This window comes from Cohnella sp. LGH, assembly GCF_017671885.1.
Classification (GTDB): Bacteria; Bacillota; Bacilli; order Paenibacillales; family Paenibacillaceae; genus Cohnella; species Cohnella phaseoli.
In genome coordinates, this window is sequence record NZ_CP072117.1 from 3,969,168 (window position 1) to 3,991,740 (window position 22,573).

Sequence of the window (22,573 nt, forward strand, 5' to 3'; positions counted from 1 at the left end):
CTTAATCTCCATCCTGCTCCTGATCTTCCGGTTTGCGAGCCTCGTACACGGATTCCGCAGAGTCGATGAACAGCACGCCGTTCAGGTGATCGACTTCATGCTGAAACGCCCTGGACAAAAACTCCGTGCTATCATATTCAATCGGCTTGCCGTAGCGGTCCAGTCCTCGGATCACGATCCGATTCGCCCGGCGAACGTCTCCCTGCAGCCCTGGAATGCTTAAGCAGCCTTCGGGACCGAGCTGTTCGCCTTCTGAGACGACGATCTCGGGGTTCACCATCTCGATGAGCTCGTGTTCGTCTCCGACGTCAACGACGATGATGCGCTTCGAAATGCCGATCTGCGGGGCCGCGAGCCCAACGCCGTCGGCGTCGTACATCGTATCCGCCATGTCGTCCAGCAGCTTGTGCAGATTGGCATTGAATTTCGTCACTTCCTGCGCTCTTTCCCGGAGCACGGGGTCGGGGTGTTTCACGATTAATCGAATGGACATAACGGCACCCTTCCTTTTCGTTACAGACGTTGTGTTTCCAATTCAAGTTCAACATGTTGGATGAAGCTCTGGGACTGAGGAACGGAGCGTAGGCAAAACCTACGTGAGTACCGCAAGGCCCGGCTGAATGCAAGATTCGACGTCGAATCCGCATCTTCGCACCGGCTTCGTGATCAAAACCGGACTTTTTGAACTTCCCTTCCAATCAGGTTCAAAAAGTTCGGTTTTCAGCACCGAGAAGGTTGCATGAAGCTAGGGACTGAGGAGCGGAGCGTAGGCAAAACCTACGTGAGTACCGCAAGGCCCGGCTGAATGCAAGATTCGACGTCGAATACGCATCTTCGCACCCGCTTCGTGATCAAAACCGGACTTTTTGAACTTCCCTTCCAATCAGGTTCAAAAAGTTCGGTTTTCAGCACCGAGAAGGTTGCATGAAGCTAGGGACTGAGGAACGGAGCGTAGGCAAAACCTACGTGAGTACCGCAAGGCCCGGCTGAATGCAAGATTCGACGTCGAATCCGCATCTTCGCACCGGCTTCGTGATCAAAACCGGACTTTTTGAACTACCTCTCAAAGCATCATTTGCGGATCTACGTCGACGCTGACTTGCACGCCACCCTTCTTCACCGCATCCGCCAAGTCTCCGAGAGTCTCCGAGACGAGACGGCTCGCATTCATGTCTCCCCGATATTTTACCATACATTGAAACCTGTAGCGATCTTTCAATCTCGCAATCGGAGAAGCGACCGGCCCAAGCACCTCCATCGCCGCCGCGCCACCTAAGTCGAAATCCCTACGAATGCCCAGCGAATCGGCCTTGCCACGGAGTGCGGATGCAAATTGCTGGCCGATTGACAACAGCATCGGAACCGATTCGTGGGAAAAGGTGACGGAGATCAAGCGGCCATAGGGAGGATACCCAAGCTGGTTGCGCAGCACAAGCGCCCGTTCCGCGAATCCGAGATAGTCATGCTCTTGAGCGAATGTGATCGATTCGTGCTCGGGGTCATAGGTTTGGATGATAACTTCGCCCGGAAGCTCGTGGCGTCCGGCTCGACCGGCGACCTGCGTCAGCAATTGGAAGGTGCGCTCGGAAGCGCGGAAATCCGGCAGTCGCAGCGCAGCGTCCGCAGCCAGCACCCCGACAAGTGTAACGTATGGAAAATCAAGCCCCTTCGCCACCATCTGCGTGCCGAGCAGCACGTCGGCGCGGCGCTCGCGGAATTCGGACAGCCAGCGCTCGTGAGAGCCTTTTTCCGTCGTCGTGTCCACATCCATCCGAATGACGCGGATGCCCGGGAACGTCGCGGCCAGCGCCTCTTCCACCTTCTGCGTACCCGTTCCGAAAAAGCGGATATGAGGACTCTCGCAGCTCGGGCAAACTTTCGGCTCTGTCTCCGAGTAGCCGCAGTAATGGCAGCGCAGGTTTTGTGAGCCGCGATGATAGGTCAGCGCGATTTCGCAATGCGGACACGCCGCCGTATAGCCGCAGGAACGGCACATGACGAACGTGGCGTATCCTCTGCGGTTCAGCAGCAGCACCATCTGCTCCTGCTTTTCCAATCGACTGCGGATAGCGTCGGCCAGCATTCGGCTGAACATCGCCCGATTGCCCAGCTTCAGCTCCTCGCGCATGTCGACGATATGGACGCGTGGCAGCGGCCGATTCGCTACGCGCTCCGGCAACGCGATATAGCCCGTCTCTCCCAGCTTCGTCTCTCTTCCTTCATATACGGCCGCTTCATAGGTTTCGAGAGCGGGAGTCGCAGAGCCGAGCACGACGACTGCGCCATGGCCCTTGGCTCGCTCGATCGCGACGTCTCGAGCGTGGTATTTCGGACTTTCCTCCTGCTTATAGGAAGTCTCGTGCTCCTCATCAATAACAATTAGTCCGAGGCTCGCAAAAGGGGCAAAAATCGCCGATCGAGCCCCTACGGCCACTTGCGCCCTGCCTTCGCGGATTTTGCGCCACTCGTCGTAGCGCTCCCCATGAGAGAGGCGGCTGTGCAGCACGGCCACTCTAGCGCCAAAACGGCTCTTAAACCGCTCGACCATTTGCGGGGTAAGCGAAATTTCCGGCACGAGTACGATCGCCTCGCGCCGCGAATCGAGGCAGCGCTGAATAGCCTGCAAATAAATTTCCGTTTTGCCGCTTCCCGTCACGCCATGCAGCAAAAACGTCCTGCTTACCCGTGCGTCAAGCGCCTCGCGAATCGGAGCCAAAGCCGTTTCCTGCTTCGGCGTCAGCCGCATCGGCGAACTGACCGGAAAATCCCTGTCCGCATAGGGGTCCCGATCCTCCGTCACCGGCCTGATCTCGACCAGCCCCCGATCCTCCAGCGAACGGATCGTACCGGACGTCGTCGCCAGCGTTTCCGCCAGCTTCGCCAAAGGAATAGGCTCGTTATGCTCCGCTAAATACGCCGCAACCTCGCGCTGCTTGCCCGCTCGCGCCGGAATTGCCCCCGCCGCCTCCAGCAGGCGCTCCGTCTCGACCGGAAACACCGTCAGCACCGTCTTGACCGACACCTGGTCCTCCACGCGCTGCCTTTCCTCCAGCCGCCCTTCCCGCAGCCACAGCTTCAGCAGCGCTCCCTGATCGGGATACTGCTGAAGCAACGTAGCCAGCTTTAGCGGCTTGCCTTTGCGCAAAGCGAGCAAGAGACCGCCGCTCAGGGCGATCTCCGCATCGGACCAGACCGCTCCCGCGGCCTGCTGCACATATTTCTCTGCTCGCCCCTTAAGAGCGGCGGGCAGCATCGCCTGCAGCGCGACGGTGAGCGGACACAGCCATCTGCGGCTGATCCATTCCCCTAAGGCGACCAGTTCCGCGGATAACGGAGGCATTGCGTCGAGCACCTCCTCGAGCGGCTTTAGCCTCCCACGGTCAACCTCGGCGTCGTCGGCCAGGGCGGTTACTATCCCTTGGAGCTTGCGCGGTCCGAACGGCACCGCCACCCGACTGCCTACCTCGACCCATTCGCGCAGTCGCTCCGGAATCGCGTAGTCGAACGTCCGATCGGTGTCCCGGCTGGGAACGTCCACAATCACTCTGGCCACCGTCATCGATTCGCCGATCCTTTCCTCGCGTCCTTAACGATGTCGAGCAGCCGCTCCGCGACGGCCCTCTTGGTCATTTGCGGCAAATGCTCAAAAAAGTCGCCGCGCCCGTACACGCTGACGATATTCGTCTCCGTGCCGAAGCCTGCCCCTGCCTCGGACACGTTGTTGGCGACAATGAGATCGCACTTTTTGCGGGCCAGCTTGTCCAAAGCATGCTTCTCCACGTCCGCAGTCTCCGCAGCAAAACCGACGATGAACGGTCCGCTGCCGCGAGCTTCCCTCCACTCCCCGACCTCCTGCAAAATATCGGGATTGCGCACGAGCTCCAGCGTCAACGAATCCGAAGATTTCTTGATTTTCTGATCTGCGCGGCTGGCGGGCCGGTAGTCGGCTACCGCCGCGGCCTTGATCACGATGTCCGTTCCGTCCAAACGTCTCATGACCTCGTCCCGCATCCGCAGCGCCGAGTCCGTATGAACGACATTCACCCCGTTAGGAGGGGCCGCCTCCGTTCTCCCGCATACGAGCGTAACCTCCGCGCCGCGGTCGCGAGCGGCCTCGGCAATGGCGAACCCCATTTTTCCGGAGGAGTCGTTCGTAATATAGCGCACGGGATCGATCCGTTCTACCGTCCCCCCGGCCGTAACGAGCACCCGCTGTCCGGACAGCGGCTTAGGGCCGATCAGCTTCGCCACGATGGCGTCCACGATCTCGTCCGGCTCGGCCAGCCTGCCTTTGCCGACATAGCCGCACGCCAATTGACCGGTTCCCGGTTCTACAAACACAACGCCTCGTGAAGCTAGCTTATTCACGTTGTCGATCACCGCCGGATGCTCCCACATATGTACGTTCATCGCCGGTGCAATCAGCAGCGGGGCCGTCGTCGCCAGCAGCGTCGTGCTCAACAAGTCGTCCGCCAGGCCGTTCGCAAGCTTGGACAGCATGTTGGCCGTCGCCGGAGCGACCACCGCAAGATCGGCGGAATCCGCCCAATCGATATGCTGCACGATCGCCGCATCCCGCTCGTCGAACACGTCCGTCGCCACCGGATGGCGAGTCAGCGTCTGCAGCGTCAGCGGCGTAATGAATTTGGTCGCTCCTTCGGTCATCATGACGCGAACGGATGCGCCCAGGCCGACCAATCGACTGCACAGTGTCGCCGCCTTGTACGCGGCAATGCCCCCTGTGACGCCTACCAGTATCGTTTTGCCCGCTAGCGGCTTATTCATCCTAACTCCCCCTACATTTCCGCCTAGAAAAGGAAGTTCAAAAAATCCGATTTTGGTCACGAAGCATCCCATGAAGCAAACTTGACATCGAATCTTGAATTCAGCCGGTTCTTCCGGTGCTCACGTAGCTTTCACTGCGCTCCGCTCCTCAGTCCCTGAGCTTCATCCAATCTTCTCGACTGAAAACCGAATTTTTTGAACTTACATTAGAAAAAAAACAACCGCGCGGGTTGTCCTTCCTCTCGATTCCTATACGATTTTGTGTCGCTCTTATTCCGCTTCTCCGCCCGCAACCGCCGGATGGATGTGCTCAACTTTGATCGCTTCGTGATAGATCTCCTCAAGCGCCACGCCAACTTGCTTGTGGGACTTCGGTGCGCCGAGATTGCACATTACGCCTTCGCGCAGGTTGCGCGCCCGCTTGGACGCGGCTACAACTAGCGTATATTTGCTGTCGACTTTCTTAACGAGTTCATCGATCGATGGATATAGCATGCTATTCACCTCTTCATTTAAACGTTATCCGCGGTTTTGAGCGTCTCGAGCTGCTCGAAAAGCTCGCCCAGAAAACGCTCCCGCTTGCAATGCTCCGCTGTAATGATCGAGCCGATCCGGCTGCAGGCCAAATCGATCTCATCGTTGACGACGGCATAATCGTAATGGTGCAGCAGGTTCATCTCTTCGACGGCCACCGCCAGCCGATGATCGATCGTCGCCTGCGACTCTGTGCCCCGGCCGACGATTCTCTGCTTCAACTCGTTAAGCGAAGGAGGCATGAGAAAAATAAAGACGCCCTCGGAAAACTTCTCCCTGACCTTGATGGCCCCCTGCACTTCAATCTCCAAAATGATGTCCTTACCCTCGGCCAACGTCTTCTCCACAAAGTCTCGCGGAGTGCCGTAGTAATTGCCTACGTATTCCGCATACTCGAGAAGCGCGTCCGACTCGATCATCCGCTTGAATTGCTCATGCGTCTTGAAGAAGTAGTTGACCCCGTCCCGCTCGCCTTCGCGGGGAGAACGAGTCGTTGCCGACACGGAGTACACGAGCTCGGACAGCTTGCCGCGCAGAGCGGAGCAAACGGTCCCTTTGCCGACGCCCGAAGGGCCGGACAGTACAAACAAAATTCCTCTGTTCATCGTGTTCCCCAATTCATTCATCGTGTTCGTCGTCTTTGGTAGACAACCGGTGCGCAACCGTCTCCGGCTGAACGGCCGACAAAATCACGTGATCGCTGTCCGTAATAATGACCGCGCGCGTGCGGCGGCCGTAGGTCGCGTCGATCAGCATGTGTCTGTCCCGCGCCTCCTGGATAATCCTCTTGATCGGAGCCGACTCAGGGCTCACGATAGAAATAATCCGATTCGCGGACACGATATTGCCGAATCCGATATTGATCAGCTTGATCGCCATGGTATGCACTTTCCCCCCGGTCATTCCTACCACACAGCTGCGGCCGGTGCCCGACTGTCGCTTCCAGTGTTGCCCGAAGCGGCCCGCCGCATACTGAAGGCTGATATGCCCTTTTTTGTACATCTATCGATTATTGCCTATTGTACTTCAAAACCACGGGGGGGACAAGAGGAACTAAAGCCTTAATTCGCTTGTTTCCGGTTCAAGCTCCCGCTCCTCGCGCGAACGTATTCCGTTAAGGAAACGGTCATCTCGTAAGCCATGAACGGAGTCATCAGGTAGATGCCGTTAAAATGCTCCATCGCCACGTCCAGCAGCTCTTCGGCGATTTTGACGCCGGCGGCGCGCCCTTCGGCTCCTTCCAGCCCGCTCATCCGCTGACGGACCGCATCCGAGAGCTGGATCCCCGGTACCTCGTTGTGCAAATATTCGGCGTTGCGCCCGCTGGCCAGCGGGAAAATGCCAAGGAATATCGGGACGCTCAAATGCTTGGTCGATTCCGCGATCCGCACGATTAGCTCCGGGTCGTATACCGGCTGGGTCATAATGTAATCCGCTCCCGCCGATATTTTGCGCTCCAGCCGCTGCACCGCTTTATCCAAATGCTTAACGTTCGGGTTAAACGCCGCTCCGACGACGAACTTCGCTTTCTGCTTCAGCGGCTTGCCCGAGAAGGCGATTCCTTCGTTAAGCTGTTTGATCATACGAATAATTTCGAATGAGGTCAGATCGTAAACCGAGCTTGAACCGGGCAAATCCCCGAACTTGGCCGGGTCGCCGGTCACCGCCAGCACATGGTCGATGTCGAGCGCGTCGAAGCCCATCATATGCGATTGCGTGCCGATCAGGTTGCGGTCGCGGCAGGCGATATGCGCAAGCGGCCGAATGCCGACGCGCTCCTTCAACAGCGCAGCCAGAGCCAGGTTGCTCATCCGGGTAACGGCCAGAGAATTGTCCGCCATCGTCAGAGCGTCGGCCTTCGCGTCTTTTAGCGCCTGGGCGCCCGCCATGAATTTCGTGATGTCGAGATCGCGCGGCGGGTCCAGCTCGACGATGATCGTGTGGCGTTCGCGCACGAGATCGACGATGCTCGGCTCCGCGTCCTGCGGCGGCTCGACCGGCGCCGGAGCCGCTTCGACGACGATCGCCGGACTCTCGACGAATGCAGGAGCGGTCGCCTGCGCGACCGGAGAATATCCTTGCAGCGCTTTCGCGATCTCCGCGATATGCTCCGGGGTCGTTCCGCAGCAGCCCCCGATCAGCTTCGCTCCCGCGTCCGCGAATCGGCGAGCCGACAATCCGAAGTATTCCGGAGTCGCCGAGTAGACGACTTTGCCGTCCACGTAGTCCGGGATGCCGGCATTCGGAAACACGCTTAGCGGCAGCCCCAAATCAGCCGGAATCGTCTCCACCGCGCGCAAAATGCCGGTCGGCCCGCTGCGGCAGTTAAAGCCGATGACGTCCGCGCCCTCGCCCTTCAGCCGACGGAACGCATCGGCAAGCGGAATGCCGTCGTGCGTTCTCTCAGGGTCCTCGACCGCGAATTGGCAGATGACGCTAATGTCGCTTTTTTTACGGATGATCCCTAGCGCCAGCGACAGTTCCTCAAGATCAAAGAACGTTTCCAGCAGCAACCCGTCAACGCCGGAAGCCAGCAGAACGCCGATCTGTTCTTCAAAATCGCGCTTGACGACCGCCGTTCGAATATTTTTGCCTGCTCCCCCCCGTACCGCGCCGATCGATCCGACAACGTACACGCCGTCTCCGACCGCTTTGCGGGCGAGCGCGACGCCGGCGGCGTTGATCTCCTCGACCTTCTTCTCCAAGCCGTAGCGGGCAAGCTTGTTCTGCTGCGCCGAATACGTATTCGTCTCGATAATCTCGGCTCCGGCCGCCGCATACTGTCGATGCACGTCCGCGATAACGTCGGGCTTAAGCAGATTGAACTCCTCGAACGACACGCCGACCGGCAGGCCGAGCTGATATAGGTAAGTCGCCATCGCGCCGTCGCCGACTAGCGGCTTGCGGGCGAGGGCCGTGCGCAAATCCGGTTTCATGAAGCTTCCCATCCATTCCTTATAAGAAGTTGTTCAAAAAAGTCCGCTTTTGATCACGAAGTATTCCAAGAAGTAGACTCGACATCGAATCTTGAATTCAGCCGGTTCTTCCGGTGCTCACGTAGCTTCCACTACGCTCCGCTCCTCATCTCCGGTCTTCATTCAACCTTCTCGGTGCTGAAAACCGAACTTTTTGAACTTGCACTATAATAAAGTAACCTTAATGTAGCATAATTTTCATCCTGGGAAAATGGCAAAACCCGACCAATTTCGATCGGGTTGAGCGGATTTTTTATTTTTAGCGAGAGGCGACGTCGGATTGCGGGGCCGCCAGGGCGGCGGCATGCGTCTCTCCCGCCTTCCACCGGGCTTCGCGACCGATGCGGAAGGAAGCGGCCGCCAGCACCGCCGCCGCAGCGACGGCAAGCGCCCCCAGCCAGCTGACCGACCACAACGACACACCGCTGACGATCGCGCCGCCGATGCCGGCTCCTCCGGCCATCGCCAGCTGCAGCATGGAGGAGTTCAGGCTCAGCATGATTCCCGAAGCGCCCGGCGCAAGCGTCAGCAGATAATATTGCTGCGTCGGTCCTGAAGACCATGCGGCGAACGCCCAAAGCATGAGCAGCGGGAACATCATTGCCGCGGAATGGGAGAAGGCCGAGAGCAGCAGTAAGACGGCGGCGTGCAGCAGCATTCCTCCGAGGAGCGTGCGGCGGATGCCCCATTTGTCCGAGCTGAAGCCGCCAAGCTTGGAGCCGATCAGGCTCGCGATCCCGAACGCGAACAAGCCGACGCTGACCGCCCGTTCGCTCATTCCCGTAATCGACAGCAGAAACGGGGAAATATACGTATACATGATCGAATAGCCGAAAATCCAGAAAAACGTTACCGACAAAGCGAGTGAGATTCGCGGACTCCGAAGCAGCGCCAGCTGCGACCGGAACGGAACCGGCGCTTCTCCTTCCGTCTCTGGAATCGCCCTGGCGATGGCGGCCACCCCCAGCAGACTGAGCAGCCCGATCCCCGCGAAGATCAGTTTCCAGTCGTAGGAGGCGGCGATAACCCGGCCGATCGGCACTCCCACAATCAGCGACGTGCTGAAACCCATCACCAGCGTGGCGATGGCGCTCCCCTGCTTACCCGCGGGCGCCAGCTTGGAGGCGACCGTCAGCGAGGCGACGACGAACACGCCGGTTCCAAGTGCCAATATCATGCGCGAAACCATCAATACGTTGTAGTTGGAAGACAAAACCGCGATCGCGTTGCCGACGATGAACAACCCGAGCGCGCCGAGCATCAGTTTTTTGCGTCCGACTTTGGCTGTGACCGCCATGACGATAGGCGTCCCGAACGCGAAGGCGAGCGAGAAAACGGTAATCAGCTGCCCGGCCGCGGCGATCGACACCCCCACGTCTCCGGCAACCTTGTCTAAAATACCCGCGATAATGTTTTCCGAAGTCCCAACCAGAAAACTGACGACGGCCAGTAAATAAATTTTCCATGAATTTTGCATGCTTCTGCAGCCCCTTTCTCCCCTTATTTCTATACTTCTAAAAATATAGAAATATTCTCAAAAAAAATTACGTCAGCAAATAGGGCGCGTACTTCTGCGCCATATCGCGGTTAACGCTATAGAAAATATAGGTGCCGTCCTTGCGCAGGTCCAGCAGGCCGCAGTCGGTGAGCTGCTTCAGATGGTGCGACAGCGTTGAGCCGGCCACGGATTCCAGCTTGCCGCTAATGTCGGAGCAGCACAGATTTTTCTCTCCGTCCGCCAGCAGCAGCGCAATCTTCAGCCTCGTCGGCTCCCCGAGCGCTTTGTACACTTTCACCGCTTGCCCGACATCCTTGTTGTCCCCGTCCATCCCTTCTCACCTCGACGTTATACTTCTATATTTATCGAAATTAGATTAGCACAACCTTCGTCTTCTGTAAACAGGCAAAGAGGGGATAAGCGTTCGATCGCTTATCCCCTCTCCGAACTCAAGTCGGATTCGCCGGTTAGCGGCCTCCAGAACGTTCCGTCCGAACAGCTTGACTGGGTTACGCCCGACCGGCTTCGTCTCTCGAGCTTACCCGTCCACAGACCCGGTATAGACGGCGGCTGCCGGGCCGGTCATGTAGATGCGGTCGCTAACCTCGTCCCACCGAATGCGCAGATCGCCGCCGGCAAGCGAGATGGTCGCCTCTCTATCGGTCAGCCCGTTCAGCACCGAGGAGACAAGCGTCGCGCAGGCCCCCGTTCCGCAAGCCAGCGTCGGGCCCGCTCCGCGTTCCCACACCCGCATATCCACCTGGTCGCGAGAATTGACGGTCGCGAACTCCACGTTGATTTTGCGCGGGAACAGCGGATGCTTCTCCAGCTTCGGCCCCCAAGTCGACAGATCGAAGCCGGATGCATCGTCTACGTAGATGACGCAGTGCGGGTTGCCCATCGATACCGCCGTGAACTTGAACTCCCGTCCGTCCACCTCAACCGGATAAGCGATAACCGGATTGGCGTCGATCGTAGTCGGCACATCCCGTCCGTTCAAAATCGGCTTGCCCATATCTACGGTCACCTGCACGACTTGGCCGTCTTCGATCGTCAGCTTGACCGGCTGTACGCCCGCGCCCAACGTTTCGATCGTCAGCTCCGACGCCGAGGCCAACCCATTGTCGTATACGTATTTGGCGACGCAGCGGATCGCATTGCCGCATTGCTCCGCCTCCGAGCCGTCCGAGTTAATGATTCTCATGCGAAAATCCGCCCGCTCCGAAGGCAAAATGTACACCAAGCCGTCCGCCCCGATACCGAAAAAACGATCGCACAGCCGAACGGCCAATTCCGCCGCATGATCCGGCAAAGCCTGCTCGCCTGCCACTACGATAAAGTCGTTGCCAAGCCCATGCATTTTCGTAAATTCCATCCTACTAACCTCCCGCCATGATCCATCAGTCGAGTATTTGCACTCACTGGATTCATCATAGCGGGACGACATCGGAATGAGCATACAGCAACACTGCTTTTATTTGCACTTTTTGACTACTGTCATCAGAAAATTTATCCTACCGGAGCTGAAGCGCCCCGCCAGTCCGCCCCTCTTGCTAAACACAAGCTGAACAAACCCGCGAACCGCATTCCGCCTACCTCATCGGTCTCGTCGAGGCGGAACTGCCTCCGTAATTGATTTTTGTTCTTTTTTTCTTCTGCTTCGAGGAGCTCCAGACGCTGCCCGCGCCAAGCGCGAACGTCGGGATGCCGGCGGCGACGAGAACGAGCGCCCAATCGCGCAGGTCGAGCGGAACGGTTTTGAACACCGGCTGCAGCGGTTCAATGTACAGCACAGCAAGCATCAGCACCAATGAGGACAGCACCGCAAAAACGAGAAATTTGTTTTCCAGCAGCTTGCGGTGGAAAATCGAGCGCGAGCTGCGGCAATCGAATACGTGAATGAGCTGTGCCATGACGAGTGTGGCGAAAGCGACGGTCTGAGCGTGAACGAGCTGGTTTGGCTGCCCCTCTCCCGCATTCAGTGCCAGCACGAACGCACCCAGCGTACAGAGGCCGATTAGCACGCCTCGACTGACGATTTTCCACCCGAGACGCCTGGCGAAAATGTTCTCCTTGGCTGCACGCGGCTTCTGCTGCATCAGATCGCTTTCGGGCTGATCGACGCCCAGTGCCATCGCCGGCAGCCCATCCGTCACGAGGTTGACCCACAAAATCTGGATCGGAACGAGCGGAAGCGGCAGCCCGGCCATCATCGCCAGGAACATCGTCATTATTTCTCCGACGTTGGATGCCAGCAAGTAGCGGATAAATTTGCGAATATTCTCGTAGATGCCGCGCCCTTCCTCCACAGCGGCGACAATGCTGGAGAAGTTGTCGTCCGACAGCACGAGCGCGGAGGCTTCCTTCGTCACGTCCGTTCCCGTTATGCCCATCGCGATGCCGATATCGGCCGCCTTGACTGCCGGAGCGTCGTTGACCCCGTCGCCCGTCATCGCAACGACATGCCCCCGGCGCTGCAAAGCCTGCACGATTCTCAGCTTATGCTCGGGGGAGACGCGGGCGTAGACGTTCACGTCGTCGGCAACCTTCTCCAGTTCCTCGTCGGTCATCGCCGACAGCTCGGTTCCGGTGATGACGCGCCCCTCCCGGCCGATAATGCCAAGCGTTCTTGCGATCGCTTCCGCCGTCGTGCCGTGGTCCCCAGTAATCATGACCGTCTTGATCCCCGCCTGGCGGCACTTGTAGATCGCTTCCTTGACTTCCTTGCGCGGCGGGTCCATCATCCCCGTCAGTCCGGCGAAGACCAGCCCGCTCTCCGCTTGCTCTCCGCTCTCGCAGGTCTCATGCCCTTTGACATCCCGATACGCCATTCCTAGGACGCGAAGCGATTCCCTGGCCATCGCTTCGTTGGCGGCAAGCACCTTCGTCTTCAGCGACGCCGTGAACGGGACGACCTGATCGTCCCACAGCACGTAGGCGCACTGACTGACAAGCAGGTCGGGCGCCCCTTTCGCGCAGACCAGCTTGCCGCCCTGGTGGGATACGAGCACTGACATGCGCTTGCGTTCAGCGTCGAACGGGAATTCCTTAACTCGCGTATATAAGCTTTGCAGCGCGGATTTGACCAGGCCGGTCTTCGCTGCCAGCACAAGCAACGCGGCTTCGGTCGGGTCTCCTTTGATCGTCCATTCCATCGTTTCGGAAACCGGTGGTTCGCCTTTGGCCGACTTGCGTTTCTTCGCGTCGGCGGCCGCCTCCTGCTGCGACAGCTCCGAATTGTTGCATAGCGCAGCGATCTGCGTCAGCCTTCGAAGAGCGGAGTCGCCCTTGGCGTCGACGCTTTTGCCGTTTTCCTTCAACAGGCCGGACGGCTCGTAGCCCTCCCCCGTAACCTCGATTGTTCTCCCGCCGAGCCACAGCTTGGTCACCGTCATTTTATTTTGCGTCAGCGTTCCGGTTTTGTCGGAGCAGATGACGGAGGCGCAGCCAAGCGTCTCTACGGATGGCAGCTTGCGCACGATGGCCCTTCGCTTGATCATACGCTGCACGCCTAGCGCCAGCGCGATCGTTACAATCGCCGGAAGACCTTCAGGAATCGCGGCGACTGCCAGACTCACGCCGGCAAGGAACATATCGTACGCAGGCTGTCCATGCATAATACCGGCCAGCACGACGACTACCGTCAGTGCGAGCGCAACGACGATCAATATTTTACCGAGCTGCTCCAGTCGATGCTGAAGCGGCGTTTCCGCCTCCTCCGTCTGCTGGATCAGGTCGGCGATTTTGCCCATCTCGGTTTGCATGCCCGTGACCGTCACAATACCCTTCGCCGTACCTCGAGTCACCATCGTCCCGAGATAGCCGCAATTTCTCCGGTCTCCGAGCGCCAGATCCGCGGCATCCAGCTTTCCGACCGTCTTGACGACCGGCACCGATTCCCCCGTCAGGGCAGACTCGTCCACCGAGCAGTCGTTGCACTCCACGAAACGAAGATCGGCAGGCACCCTGTCTCCGCTTTCCAGCAACACAACGTCCCCGGGAGCCAGTTCTCTTGCCGGAATATGCTGTAGTTCACCGTCCCGAATGACTTTGGCGAACGGCGCGGACAGCTCTTTCAGCGCCCGGAGCGAGCGCTCTGCCCGGAATTCCTGGTAGAAGCCAAGCACGCCGTTAATAAGGATGATCGCGATAATCGTAAGCGCGTCCAGCATCTCTCCAAGCAAGCCGGAGATGATCGTCGCCCCCACCAGCACGAGCACCATAAAATCCTTGAACTGATTCAGTAGTAGCTTCAGCGGAGAATCCCCGCGCTTCTCGGCAAGCTCGTTCGGACCAAGCGTTCCGAGTCGCTCCGTCGCCTGCTCCTGAGACAACCCTTTTGCTCTGTCGGTGTCCAGCGATTTCGCCAACTGCTCCTCGCTTAGCTGATGCCATGCCTGACCTTCCAAGATCGTCAACCCCTTCCGTCATATCCGCTTACGGTTCTTGACCTATATGTATTCAGACAAGCCGGGAAATATCCCCGGACAGGGGCAAGCTTTCCCTTTGCGCAGAGTTATGGCATCATAAGAAGGCATAAAATATTAAATCGTGCTATGTACGTTGAATCTATGCAGCGTATATACATAACTCAGGAGCATCAACTATGTCATTGGACGGAATTGTCGTTAGAGCGCTCGTGCGAGAGCTGCAGACCTGCGTCAAAGCGCGCATTCTTAAAATTTATCAGCCTACGGACAACGAATTGATCTTGCATATACGGGGACAGGGCGCAAGCGGCAAGCTGCTGCTTTCGGCCCATCCTTCCATGCCGCGCCTTCATTGGACGGAGCAGCCTTGGGCCAACCCGGCCGAACCGCCGATGTTCTGCATGCTGCTGCGCAAATATTGCGAAGGCGGCGTCATTGAAGCGATTCGCCAAGTCGGTCTGGAAAGAATCGTCGAGCTTGACGTCCGGCATCGGGACGAGCTCGGGGATGCCTCCCTGAAGCGAATCGTCATCGAAATTATGGGCCGGCACAGCAATATCATTCTGATGGACCCGAGCACAGGCGTCGTGCATGACGGCATCCGGCACGTTACGCCCGCGATCAGCAGCCACCGGGTCGTCCTTCCCGGCAGCGCCTACGTCGCTCCCCCGGAGCAGGATAAGACCGACCCGCTATCTGTCGGCGAATCCGAGTTCGCCGAGCTGATCGCCCGCGGCGGCGGCATCCCGGATGCAAACGGCGGCTCGTACATCGAAGCCGCCTCCAAAGCTTTGCTTGGCGCATTTACCGGCCTGAGCCCGCTCGTCTCCCGCGAGATTGCCTTCCGCGCCTCTGGGCATCCACAAGGGCTGCGCGCGGCGTTCCGCGAAACGTTAGATCACGTCGCCCGCGATTCGTACGAGCCGAATATCGTCGTTCAGGAGACCGGCAAAGCCTTTTTCTCCGCCCTCGCCCTGACCCACCTGGACGGAGAGAAGCAGATTTTTCCTACGATGCACGAATGTCTGGAAAGCTTCTATCGCGATAAAGCTTCCCGCGATCTCGTCCGGCAGCGCACAACGGATTTGAATCGTTTTCTGCTGAACGAAATCGCCAAAAACGAGAAAAAGCTCGTCAAGCTGCAGGAGACCCTCGACGAAGCGGCCGAAGCGGACAAGCTCCGCCGGATCGGCGAGCTGTTGACCGCCCATCTATACGCTTTTCAGCGAGGGGATACTTCCGTCGACGTCGTCGATTATTATGAGGACGAGCAGCCGACGAGGACGATCGCGCTCGATCCGCTGCTTACGCCGAATGAAAACGCCCAACGGTATTTTCGCAAGTACGCCAAGCTGAAGAACAGCCGGGATGTGGTAACGGAGCAAATTGAAGCGACGAAAGCGGAGCTCGGCTATTTGGCTTCGGTGCTGCAAGGTCTCGACTCGGCTACTCCGGACGATATCGGAGAAATCCGGGACGAACTGGTCGAGCAAGGCTATATTCGCGAACGCGGCCTCAAGCGCGGAGCCAAGAAACGGAAGAAGGACCGTCCGGCCGTGCTTTGCTACACGTCGAGCGAGGGGATTCAAATCTATGTCGGCAAAAACAACACGCAAAACGACTACATTACAAACCGTCTTGCGTCGGCATCGGATACCTGGCTGCACACGAAGGACATCCCCGGTTCTCACGTACTCATTCGCGGCGGCGGCGAGTTCGGCGAAGCCACCCTGCACGAGGCGGCGATGCTCGCGGCGTACTATAGCAAAGCCAAATCGTCGAGCAGCGTCCCCGTCGACTATACGCTGATCCGCTACGTCCGCAAGCCAAACGGAGCCAAGCCCGGCTTCGTCATCTACGACAACCAGAAAACGCTGTTCGTCACCCCGGACGAGGCCCGGATTCAGCAGATGCCTTCTACGGTGAAGTAACTACGGCTGATCTATTACCGCACGATATGCAAATAAAAAGACGGCAATCTCCGGAGCCTGCTAAGCTCGGGCGATTGTCGTCTTTTTACTGTGTTACTTGTCAAACCTCCGATTGAAGCAGCTCCAGAACGTCTGCGTCCACGCTGCGATTGCCGATTGGACCGTGGTAGACTTTCCCATCCTTAACGCCGTGGAAGTCCGAGCCGCCGGTCGCCAGCTTGCCGCGCGTCGCCGCCCATTCCGCATAGCGCCGCTCCTGCTCCGGAGCGTGATCCGAATGGTAGGCTTCCAGACCGTCGGCTCCCCGCTCCAGCAGCGACAGCACCAGATCGTCGTCTCCATAGATCCCCGGATGGGCAATGACGGCTTTTCCTCCCGCTTCGTGAATCCAGCCGATCGCCTCCTGCGAGGATGCGCGTTCCTGACGCTCGTAGGCCGGCCTGCCTTCCGCGAGCCACAGGTCGAATGCCTCCCTCAGGTCGGATACGTAATTTTTATCGACCATCGCCTGCGCGATATGCGGTCTTCCAACCGACTTGTCCTTACGAGTGGACTTCCCGGCAGCGGCGGCAAGCTCCTCCGGAGTGATCGGCATGCCATGCCTGCTCAGATTGGCCAATATGCGTTCGTTCCGGCGGTTTCTGCCTTCCCTCAGCTCCTCCAGCCTGGTCAGCCATTTCGTGTCGTTCAAGGAGAAGCCGTAGCCCAGCACGTGAATGTCTCTGTCGTTCGCCACCGTGCTCAGCTCGACTCCGGGCACGACAACGATGCCCAGCTCCCGTCCGGCCCGCAGCGCTTCGGCAACCCCCGCGACCGTATCGTGATCGGTAATTGCCACTGCGTATAGGCCCGCTTCCTTCGCCATCCGAACGTTATCCGCCGGAGCGTACAGGCCGTCCGAAGCCGTCGTGTGAGTATGCAAATCCGCGCGCCTAATCATGGGACAGCTCCTTTAACTCGCCTAGCAGGGCGACAGCCGGGATTGGCAGCAGCGACGAACGCAGCCGCACCGAATAAAACTGTCGCCGGAAGCTGACGCCCGATATTCTTACCGGCTTCAGCAAGCCGAGCGCAAGCTCGTGCTTAATCGTCCAGACGGATAGCAGCGACAAGCCAAGCCCGGCCTCCACCGCCGATTTGACCGCTCCAGTGCTGCCGAATTCGCTGACGACTCGCAGCTGTTTCTCGGTGATGCCATGCCGCTGCAGCTCTTCCTCCATAATCTGCCTCGTTCCGGAGCCTTTCTCTCGCAGCACTAGCGGCTCGCCGATTGCCTCCTCCAACGATACCTGTTCCCTAGAGGCGAACGGATGGTCTGCTGGGGCGATCAGCAGCAGTTCGTCGTTCATGACCGCCTGAGCGTCAAAGCCGGGAACGTCGCAGGGCGCTTCAATAATGCCGAAATCCAGTCCCTGATGCGCCACCGCTTCGATAATCTCGGTCGTATTCATGACCTTCATATCGACGGAGATTTCCGGGAACCGGCGCAGAAAACTGCCGAGCAGACGCGGCAGCACATATTCGCCGATCGTCAAGCTGGCCGCGAACTGCAGCCGTCCCTTCAGCTCTTCGATATATTGCGTCATCATTTCGTCGGTATCCCGCATCAGCTCCACCGCTTTGCGGGCTTGCGGCAGCAGACGATGGCCCGCCTCCGTCAAATCCAGACGCTTCGTCGTTCGGTTAAGCAGCTTAGTTCCAAAACGTTCTTCAAGCGCCTGCACCTGCATCGTTACGGCAGGCTGCGTCATATGCAGCGTTTGCGCGGCCGCGGAGAAGCTGCCCCTGTCCGCAACGGTGTAAAAAATATGAAGTTGGTGCACGTTCAACGCCATTTGTTTCCGCCTTCCCGTCCGTAGGTTTCTATCGCATTATACCACAGAATACGAACGGCCGGGCGGAGGTGCTCCTCCAGCCCGGCCGTTTAGCGGCGTTTGCGATTATTTTTGATTAAAGTCATGCGCCTGGAATGGCGCAACCACGAATAATACGTTTTCAGATCCCGAAGCTCCATCGTCTCCGACATTCTTCCGAGGAACGTGACGACGATCATCTTGTGAAGGGGATTTCCAAGCAGATCCGTATCCGTCTCGCTCACGGAAAATTCGGCGACAAAAACAAGATCGTCGTCGATCGTATAGACGTCCTGCTCATTCCGGTAGTAGGACACGACACGCCCGTCCTTCAAGCATTGCCACATAAATTCGGCAATGTCGGAATAACCCGTCTTCTCCTGCTCCACACGGTCCGACCAGCGGGTGCGAGCGTGATTGGTAATAATGATGTCGCACACTTTCTTGTCCCCAAGAACGATATGGAAAGGCTCGTATGTGCTCCAACGCTCCGTATGCTTATCCTTCACCGGGCTATCCCCCTTCCCGATTATAGGTCTTCTGAATCATTACCGCCCTATATTCCTAGGAACTTAAGTACATTCTACAGCATCTGTTCCCTAAGGTTCAACAATTAAATAGGTTCATATAGGAAATTTTCCCATATATAAAAAATAACAGGCCTCCCGAGTCATCCGCAGACGACTCGGGACTGCCTCATTCAGCCTAATACGATACGGTCGTCGGAAAGCTGATGACCGCTGATTCTCTCGAATTCCCCCAGCAGTTGGGAGACCGTCAAGTTTATTTTGCGCTCTGCGGGAACATCTAGAATAATGCGCCCCTTGTCCATCATGATCAGACGGTTGCCGAGGCGAATCGCCTGTTCCATGTTGTGGGTGACCATCAGCGTCGTCAGCTTCATGTCGCGCACGATTTCCTCCGTCAGCCGCGTGATCAACTCGGCTCTGGCCGGATCAAGAGCAGCCGTATGCTCGTCGAGCAGCAAAATCTGCGGCTTCGTAAACGTTGCCATCAGCAAGCTAAGCGCTTGACGCTCGCCGCCGGACAGCAAGCCGACTCTGGCGCTCATGCGGTTTTCCAGTCCGATCCCAAGTCGGGAGAGCTGCTCGCGGAACAGCTTTCTTTTCGCAGCCGTCGCTCCCCAGCCCAATCCGCGCGATTGACCGCGTTTATAGGCCATCGTCAGATTCTCTTCAATGGTCATCCGAGGTGCGGTGCCGGCCATCGGATCCTGAAACACTCTTCCGATCCAACGGCTTCTCTTGTACTCGGCCAGTCCCTGCACCTCGGTGCCGTCGATTCTGATTTGGCCGATGTCCGGCTTCATGACGCCCGAGATCAGATTCATCAGCGTCGACTTGCCCGCTCCGTTACTGCCGATTACAGTGATAAAGTCTCCGGCCTCGATTTGGAGATTGGCGTTCATAAGCGCTATTTTCTCATCGGGAGTCCCCGGATTAAACAGCTTGGACACGTTCGTTACGTCGAGCATCAGGCTTTGCCTCCTTTGCCTGGAGCGATCGCCGCCAGCAGCTCCTCGGAGCGTTTCTTGGCGACGCTGCGCTGCTTCATTACCCGGCGCACGTACGGAACGACGAGCGCGAAGATAACGATCAGCGCCGTTACCAGTTTAAGATCGGACGCCTCGAACAGTTCGACGCGCAGCGCTATGGCGATGACGATCCGGTAAATGATCGCGCCGATTACGACGGCCAATGTCGCCATGAACACCGATCTCGCGCCGAAGATTGCTTCGCCGATGATAACCGAAGCAAGTCCGATCACGATCATCCCCACGCCCATCGTAACATCGGCAAAGCCGCCTTGCTGGGCGATAAGCGCGCCGGACAATGCGACAAGGCCGTTCGAGAGGCTGACGCCCAATATTTTCGTGCCGTCCGTATTCGCCCCGAAGCTGCGAATCATCCGCTCGTTGTCTCCCGTCGCTCTGAGCGCAAGCCCCAAATCCGTATGCAGGAAAGCGTCGAGCAGCAGCTTAATGAGCAGCACCGCGATCCCCATGATAAGAATAAACAGACCGACAGGCTTCACGATCGAAGAAATCAGCGTATCCGTATTGACGATGGACACATTCGGGCGTCCCATAATCCGAATGTTGATGGAGTGGAGCGCAATCATCATCAGAATGCCGGCTAGCAGCCCGTTTACTTTGCCTTTCGTGTGAAGCAGTCCGGTGCAGACTCCCGCAAGAAGCCCGCCTCCGAATGCGGCCAATGTGGCAAGCGCAGGGTGATAGCCCATCGAGATCATGATCGCGGCGATCCCTCCTCCCGTCGCAAAGCTGCCGTCGACGGTCAGGTCGGGGAAATCCAAGATGCGGAACGTGATGTAGACCCCAAGCGCCATCAAAGCGTACAGGAGGCCCAGCGCTACGGCTCCGTAGATCGATTCAATCATCGTTAAGCCTCCTCACAGACCAATGGGGCGAACGACGGGAGCCGTCCACCCCATTGAAGCTGTTTACTGGATAATATTGTTTTCCTTGTCCTTGACTTTATCCTTCATTGCGTCCGTAACGGTAATACCCTGCGCCTCGGCCGCCTTCAGGTTCAAGATCAGGTCCAGCTTGTCCGGCACGGATACCGGCATGTCGGCAGGCTTCTTGCCGTTCTTCAAAATTTCGACCGCCATCTGGCCGACCTGGTAGCCGTGATCGAAGTATTTGAAGCCGACCGTCGCGAACGCGCCCTTCTCGACCGTATCGCGGTCGCTGGAGAAGAACGGAAGCTTATTGTCGTTAGCTACCTGAATGATGGAGTCCGCTGCGGTAACTACCGTATTGTCAAGCGTGATATAAATCGCATCCGCGCGTCCGACAAGAGACTCGGCGGCTTGCTTAACTTCGGAGGAAGTCGTCGCTGCCGCTCTCACCAGCTTGATGCCGTGCCCGGAGAGCGCTTCTTCGGCTTTGTTCGCCATGATGACGGCGTTGGATTCGCCTTCGTTGATGACGATGCCGACATTCTTGACATTAGGGAATTCGGAGGCGATGAAATCCATGAGTTGGACGATCGCTTCCGGATTCGTGTCGGACGCGCCGGTAACGTTAGCGCCCGGCTTCTCCAAGCTGCTGACGACTTTATCGGCAAGAGGGTCCGTTACCGCCGCGAACAGAACCGGGAAGTCCTTAACGTTCTGAGCGAGCGACAGCGCGGACGGCGTTGCGATGCCAAGCGCCAGATCGTACTTGTCGGAGGCGATCTTCTGGGCGATCGACAGATTGTTCGTCGAATCTCCCTGCGCGATATTCAGGTCGACCTTGAGATTGTCGCCTTCCTTGATGCCGGCATCCTCAAGCGCCTTAAGGAAACCTTCTTTGGTCGCGTCAAGCGATGGATGCTCGACGATTTGCGAGATGGCGATTTTGTAGCTCGCGGAGCCTGAACCGGATTCCTTGTCGCCGCAGCCTGCAAGCGCTAACAGTGCAGCCGTGGAGAGCATGACAGTCGTTAACAATTTCTTCTTCAACTTCATTACCCCTTTTTTTGTTTATTTTTTCCCAGCTGCCGGAAAGCATTGATGCTGTTCCTAATTACAGCGATAAAAAGAATTGATACTAGTTTAATAGACCCATTCGCAATGCGTCAATTGCAATCTTGCACAAATTCCAATATCGGGACAAAATGAAAGAGGGACTGCCTCGCTGTCGAGGACCGTCCCTCTTATACGCAACGCCGTTCGATTGAGTCGGTTCCCGACTTACAGACCGTAAAAGCGCGTTTTGTCCGGCACGTTTTTCTCGTACTCGGTTTTGATCTCGTTGCGGTAGGATCGCTCCACCTTGCGGACGAAGGGCAGACGCTGCAGGTTGCGAACCGTCTCCTCCGCCACTTCAGAGTTCATATACATGACGGCGTAGTGCATTTTGCGGGACAAGTAGTGGAGCGTGCCGTACTTGTCCAAGCCTCTGGCCGCCTTCGAATCGCTAAACCATACGATGTATCCTGTCCGTTCGGCAAACATGTCCAACCTCCGTCTGAACTGGTCTGAACTGCAAATCCGTCACCCGCAGCCACCGCTTCCGCAGGAGCAGCTGCCCCCGTTGCCGCAGCCCGAAGCTTTCGGATTCGGGTTATTGTCCGGAACCTTGATGCTCTGCGACACCGCAAAAGCCAGCGTTCTGGATATATCGGTCAGCAGTTCGTCCAAGGAGCTCTCCGCGGCTTTGTATTTGCGCACGGATTCCACCTCATCCAGCCGCTGCTGTACTTCGTACACTTGCTCCAACGCGGCGTTATAATCCGGATGGAACTTTCCGAACCGCTCGCACTCGACGAACTTCTCCTTCGCCTTAAGGAACTGTTTCCGTAAGCTCTGCGCCTCGGCGTCCTGCGAAACCTCCGCTTTCCAATAAGCGTATTCCGCGGCGGAGGCGGAGCGGATCAGCGACTCTCCCAGCTCGTAGGCGCGGGTCATAAGCAGCGCCAGATCGGCGGGCCCCGTCGCGCCGTAATCGGCCGCGGGGAGGGTATGCGTCATGCCGGCCATCGGCCTCACCTCACCATTCGGCTTTGTACTACCTTCACTATCATAACACAACATC

At 57.8% G+C, this 22,573-nt stretch carries 20 protein-coding genes; 1 reads left to right on the top strand and 19 read right to left on the bottom strand.

Annotation, left to right across the window (positions count from 1 at the left end):
- Position 1 precedes the first annotated feature (1 nt).
- From def to J4772_RS17110, 11 genes are all read right to left on the bottom strand, one after another.
- Positions 2-493, bottom strand: a complete 492-nt coding sequence (gene def, locus J4772_RS17060) for a peptide deformylase (RefSeq protein WP_116059436.1) — start codon at positions 491-493, stop codon at positions 2-4.
- A 570-nt stretch (positions 494-1,063) separates the two neighbouring features.
- Complete coding sequence (gene priA, locus J4772_RS17065; RefSeq protein ID WP_209076324.1) at positions 1,064-3,559, bottom strand: primosomal protein N'; 2,496 nt, start codon at positions 3,557-3,559, stop codon at positions 1,064-1,066.
- Positions 3,556-4,785 (bottom strand): bifunctional phosphopantothenoylcysteine decarboxylase/phosphopantothenate--cysteine ligase CoaBC, encoded by a 1,230-nt coding sequence (gene coaBC / locus J4772_RS17070; RefSeq protein WP_209076326.1) that lies wholly within the window; start codon positions 4,783-4,785, stop codon positions 3,556-3,558. Before coaBC ends, priA begins: the two co-directional genes overlap by 4 nt.
- Before the next feature lie 270 nt (positions 4,786-5,055).
- Positions 5,056-5,280, bottom strand: a complete 225-nt coding sequence (gene rpoZ, locus J4772_RS17075) for a DNA-directed RNA polymerase subunit omega (RefSeq protein WP_116059433.1) — start codon at positions 5,278-5,280, stop codon at positions 5,056-5,058.
- A 17-nt stretch (positions 5,281-5,297) separates the two neighbouring features.
- Complete coding sequence (gmk, locus tag J4772_RS17080) at positions 5,298-5,924, bottom strand: guanylate kinase (protein WP_116059711.1); 627 nt, start codon at positions 5,922-5,924, stop codon at positions 5,298-5,300.
- A 13-nt stretch (positions 5,925-5,937) separates the two neighbouring features.
- Positions 5,938-6,198 carry an extracellular matrix/biofilm regulator RemA gene (gene remA, locus J4772_RS17085; protein WP_027084220.1) on the bottom strand — a complete coding sequence of 87 codons (261 nt, stop codon included), beginning with the start codon at positions 6,196-6,198 and terminating at the stop codon, positions 5,938-5,940.
- Positions 6,199-6,380: 182 nt separating this feature from the next.
- Positions 6,381-8,255, bottom strand: a complete 1,875-nt coding sequence (locus J4772_RS17090) for a bifunctional homocysteine S-methyltransferase/methylenetetrahydrofolate reductase (RefSeq protein WP_209076328.1) — start codon at positions 8,253-8,255, stop codon at positions 6,381-6,383.
- Between the two features lie 298 nt (positions 8,256-8,553).
- A complete protein-coding gene (locus J4772_RS17095) occupies positions 8,554-9,771 on the bottom strand; it encodes an MFS transporter (protein WP_209076330.1) in 1,218 nt (405 codons plus the stop codon).
- 67 nt (positions 9,772-9,838) lie between these two features.
- Positions 9,839-10,123 carry an ArsR/SmtB family transcription factor gene (locus tag J4772_RS17100; protein ID WP_209076332.1) on the bottom strand — a complete coding sequence of 95 codons (285 nt, stop codon included), beginning with the start codon at positions 10,121-10,123 and terminating at the stop codon, positions 9,839-9,841.
- A 207-nt stretch (positions 10,124-10,330) separates the two neighbouring features.
- Positions 10,331-11,167 (bottom strand): diaminopimelate epimerase, encoded by an 837-nt coding sequence (gene dapF / locus J4772_RS17105; protein ID WP_209076334.1) that lies wholly within the window; start codon positions 11,165-11,167, stop codon positions 10,331-10,333.
- A 217-nt stretch (positions 11,168-11,384) separates the two neighbouring features.
- Positions 11,385-14,201 (bottom strand): calcium-translocating P-type ATPase, SERCA-type, encoded by a 2,817-nt coding sequence (locus J4772_RS17110; protein WP_209076336.1) that lies wholly within the window; start codon positions 14,199-14,201, stop codon positions 11,385-11,387.
- Positions 14,202-14,398: 197 nt separating this feature from the next.
- Here J4772_RS17110 and J4772_RS17115 point away from each other — a divergent pair, with 197 nt between their 5' ends.
- Positions 14,399-16,153: an Rqc2 family fibronectin-binding protein gene (locus tag J4772_RS17115; protein ID WP_209076338.1), complete on the top strand. Its 1,755-nt coding sequence runs from the start codon at positions 14,399-14,401 to the stop codon at positions 16,151-16,153.
- A 100-nt stretch (positions 16,154-16,253) separates the two neighbouring features.
- On the opposite strand, the gene J4772_RS17120 is transcribed toward J4772_RS17115, so the two are convergent.
- The 8 genes from J4772_RS17120 to J4772_RS17155 form a co-directional block, all read right to left on the bottom strand.
- Positions 16,254-17,093 carry a PHP domain-containing protein gene (locus tag J4772_RS17120; RefSeq protein WP_116059426.1) on the bottom strand — a complete coding sequence of 280 codons (840 nt, stop codon included), beginning with the start codon at positions 17,091-17,093 and terminating at the stop codon, positions 16,254-16,256.
- Positions 17,086-17,988, bottom strand: coding sequence for a LysR family transcriptional regulator (locus J4772_RS17125; protein WP_116059425.1), 903 nt, complete (start codon positions 17,986-17,988; stop codon positions 17,086-17,088). Before J4772_RS17125 ends, J4772_RS17120 begins: the two co-directional genes overlap by 8 nt.
- An 89-nt stretch (positions 17,989-18,077) precedes the next feature.
- Positions 18,078-18,515 carry a hypothetical protein gene (locus tag J4772_RS17130; RefSeq protein ID WP_116059424.1) on the bottom strand — a complete coding sequence of 146 codons (438 nt, stop codon included), beginning with the start codon at positions 18,513-18,515 and terminating at the stop codon, positions 18,078-18,080.
- A gap of 191 nt (positions 18,516-18,706) precedes the next feature.
- Entirely contained in the window at positions 18,707-19,501 is a 795-nt protein-coding gene (locus J4772_RS17135; protein WP_116059423.1) for an ABC transporter ATP-binding protein, read from the bottom strand.
- Entirely contained in the window at positions 19,501-20,427 is a 927-nt protein-coding gene (locus tag J4772_RS17140; RefSeq protein WP_116059422.1) for an ABC transporter permease, read from the bottom strand. The genes J4772_RS17135 and J4772_RS17140 overlap by 1 nt, the downstream gene beginning before the upstream one ends.
- A 63-nt stretch (positions 20,428-20,490) precedes the next feature.
- Positions 20,491-21,504, bottom strand: coding sequence for an ABC transporter substrate-binding protein (locus J4772_RS17145; protein ID WP_116059421.1), 1,014 nt, complete (start codon positions 21,502-21,504; stop codon positions 20,491-20,493).
- A 225-nt stretch (positions 21,505-21,729) separates the two neighbouring features.
- Positions 21,730-21,993 carry a YlbG family protein gene (locus tag J4772_RS17150; protein WP_116059420.1) on the bottom strand — a complete coding sequence of 88 codons (264 nt, stop codon included), beginning with the start codon at positions 21,991-21,993 and terminating at the stop codon, positions 21,730-21,732.
- 39 nt (positions 21,994-22,032) lie between these two features.
- A complete protein-coding gene (locus J4772_RS17155; RefSeq protein WP_246016420.1) occupies positions 22,033-22,518 on the bottom strand; it encodes a YlbF/YmcA family competence regulator in 486 nt (161 codons plus the stop codon).
- Positions 22,519-22,573: the final 55 nt, after the last annotated feature.

Bases quoted from the DNA above. Each gene is read 5' to 3' on its own strand.
- remA (WP_027084220.1), bottom strand. From the start codon at position 6,198: ATGGCGATCAAGCTGATCAATATCGGATTCGGCAATATCGTGTCCGCG.
- rpoZ (WP_116059433.1), bottom strand. From the start codon at position 5,280: ATGCTATATCCATCGATCGATGAACTCGTTAAGAAAGTCGACAGCAAA.
- J4772_RS17155 (WP_246016420.1), bottom strand. From the start codon at position 22,518: ATGGCCGGCATGACGCATACCCTCCCCGCGGCCGATTACGGCGCGACG.
- J4772_RS17145 (WP_116059421.1), bottom strand. From the start codon at position 21,504: ATGAAGTTGAAGAAGAAATTGTTAACGACTGTCATGCTCTCCACGGCT.
- J4772_RS17120 (WP_116059426.1), bottom strand. From the start codon at position 17,093: ATGATTAGGCGCGCGGATTTGCATACTCACACGACGGCTTCGGACGGC.
- dapF (WP_209076334.1), bottom strand. From the start codon at position 11,167: ATGGAATTTACGAAAATGCATGGGCTTGGCAACGACTTTATCGTAGTG.
- J4772_RS17135 (WP_116059423.1), bottom strand. From the start codon at position 19,501: ATGCTCGACGTAACGAACGTGTCCAAGCTGTTTAATCCGGGGACTCCC.
- J4772_RS17140 (WP_116059422.1), bottom strand. From the start codon at position 20,427: ATGATTGAATCGATCTACGGAGCCGTAGCGCTGGGCCTCCTGTACGCT.
- J4772_RS17115 (WP_209076338.1), top strand. From the start codon at position 14,399: ATGTCATTGGACGGAATTGTCGTTAGAGCGCTCGTGCGAGAGCTGCAG.
- def (WP_116059436.1), bottom strand. From the start codon at position 493: ATGTCCATTCGATTAATCGTGAAACACCCCGACCCCGTGCTCCGGGAA.
- J4772_RS17090 (WP_209076328.1), bottom strand. From the start codon at position 8,255: ATGAAACCGGATTTGCGCACGGCCCTCGCCCGCAAGCCGCTAGTCGGC.
- coaBC (WP_209076326.1), bottom strand. From the start codon at position 4,785: ATGAATAAGCCGCTAGCGGGCAAAACGATACTGGTAGGCGTCACAGGG.
- J4772_RS17100 (WP_209076332.1), bottom strand. From the start codon at position 10,123: ATGGACGGGGACAACAAGGATGTCGGGCAAGCGGTGAAAGTGTACAAA.
- priA (WP_209076324.1), bottom strand. From the start codon at position 3,559: ATGACGGTGGCCAGAGTGATTGTGGACGTTCCCAGCCGGGACACCGAT.
- J4772_RS17125 (WP_116059425.1), bottom strand. From the start codon at position 17,988: ATGGCGTTGAACGTGCACCAACTTCATATTTTTTACACCGTTGCGGAC.
- J4772_RS17095 (WP_209076330.1), bottom strand. From the start codon at position 9,771: ATGCAAAATTCATGGAAAATTTATTTACTGGCCGTCGTCAGTTTTCTG.
- J4772_RS17150 (WP_116059420.1), bottom strand. From the start codon at position 21,993: ATGTTTGCCGAACGGACAGGATACATCGTATGGTTTAGCGATTCGAAG.
- gmk (WP_116059711.1), bottom strand. From the start codon at position 5,924: ATGAACAGAGGAATTTTGTTTGTACTGTCCGGCCCTTCGGGCGTCGGC.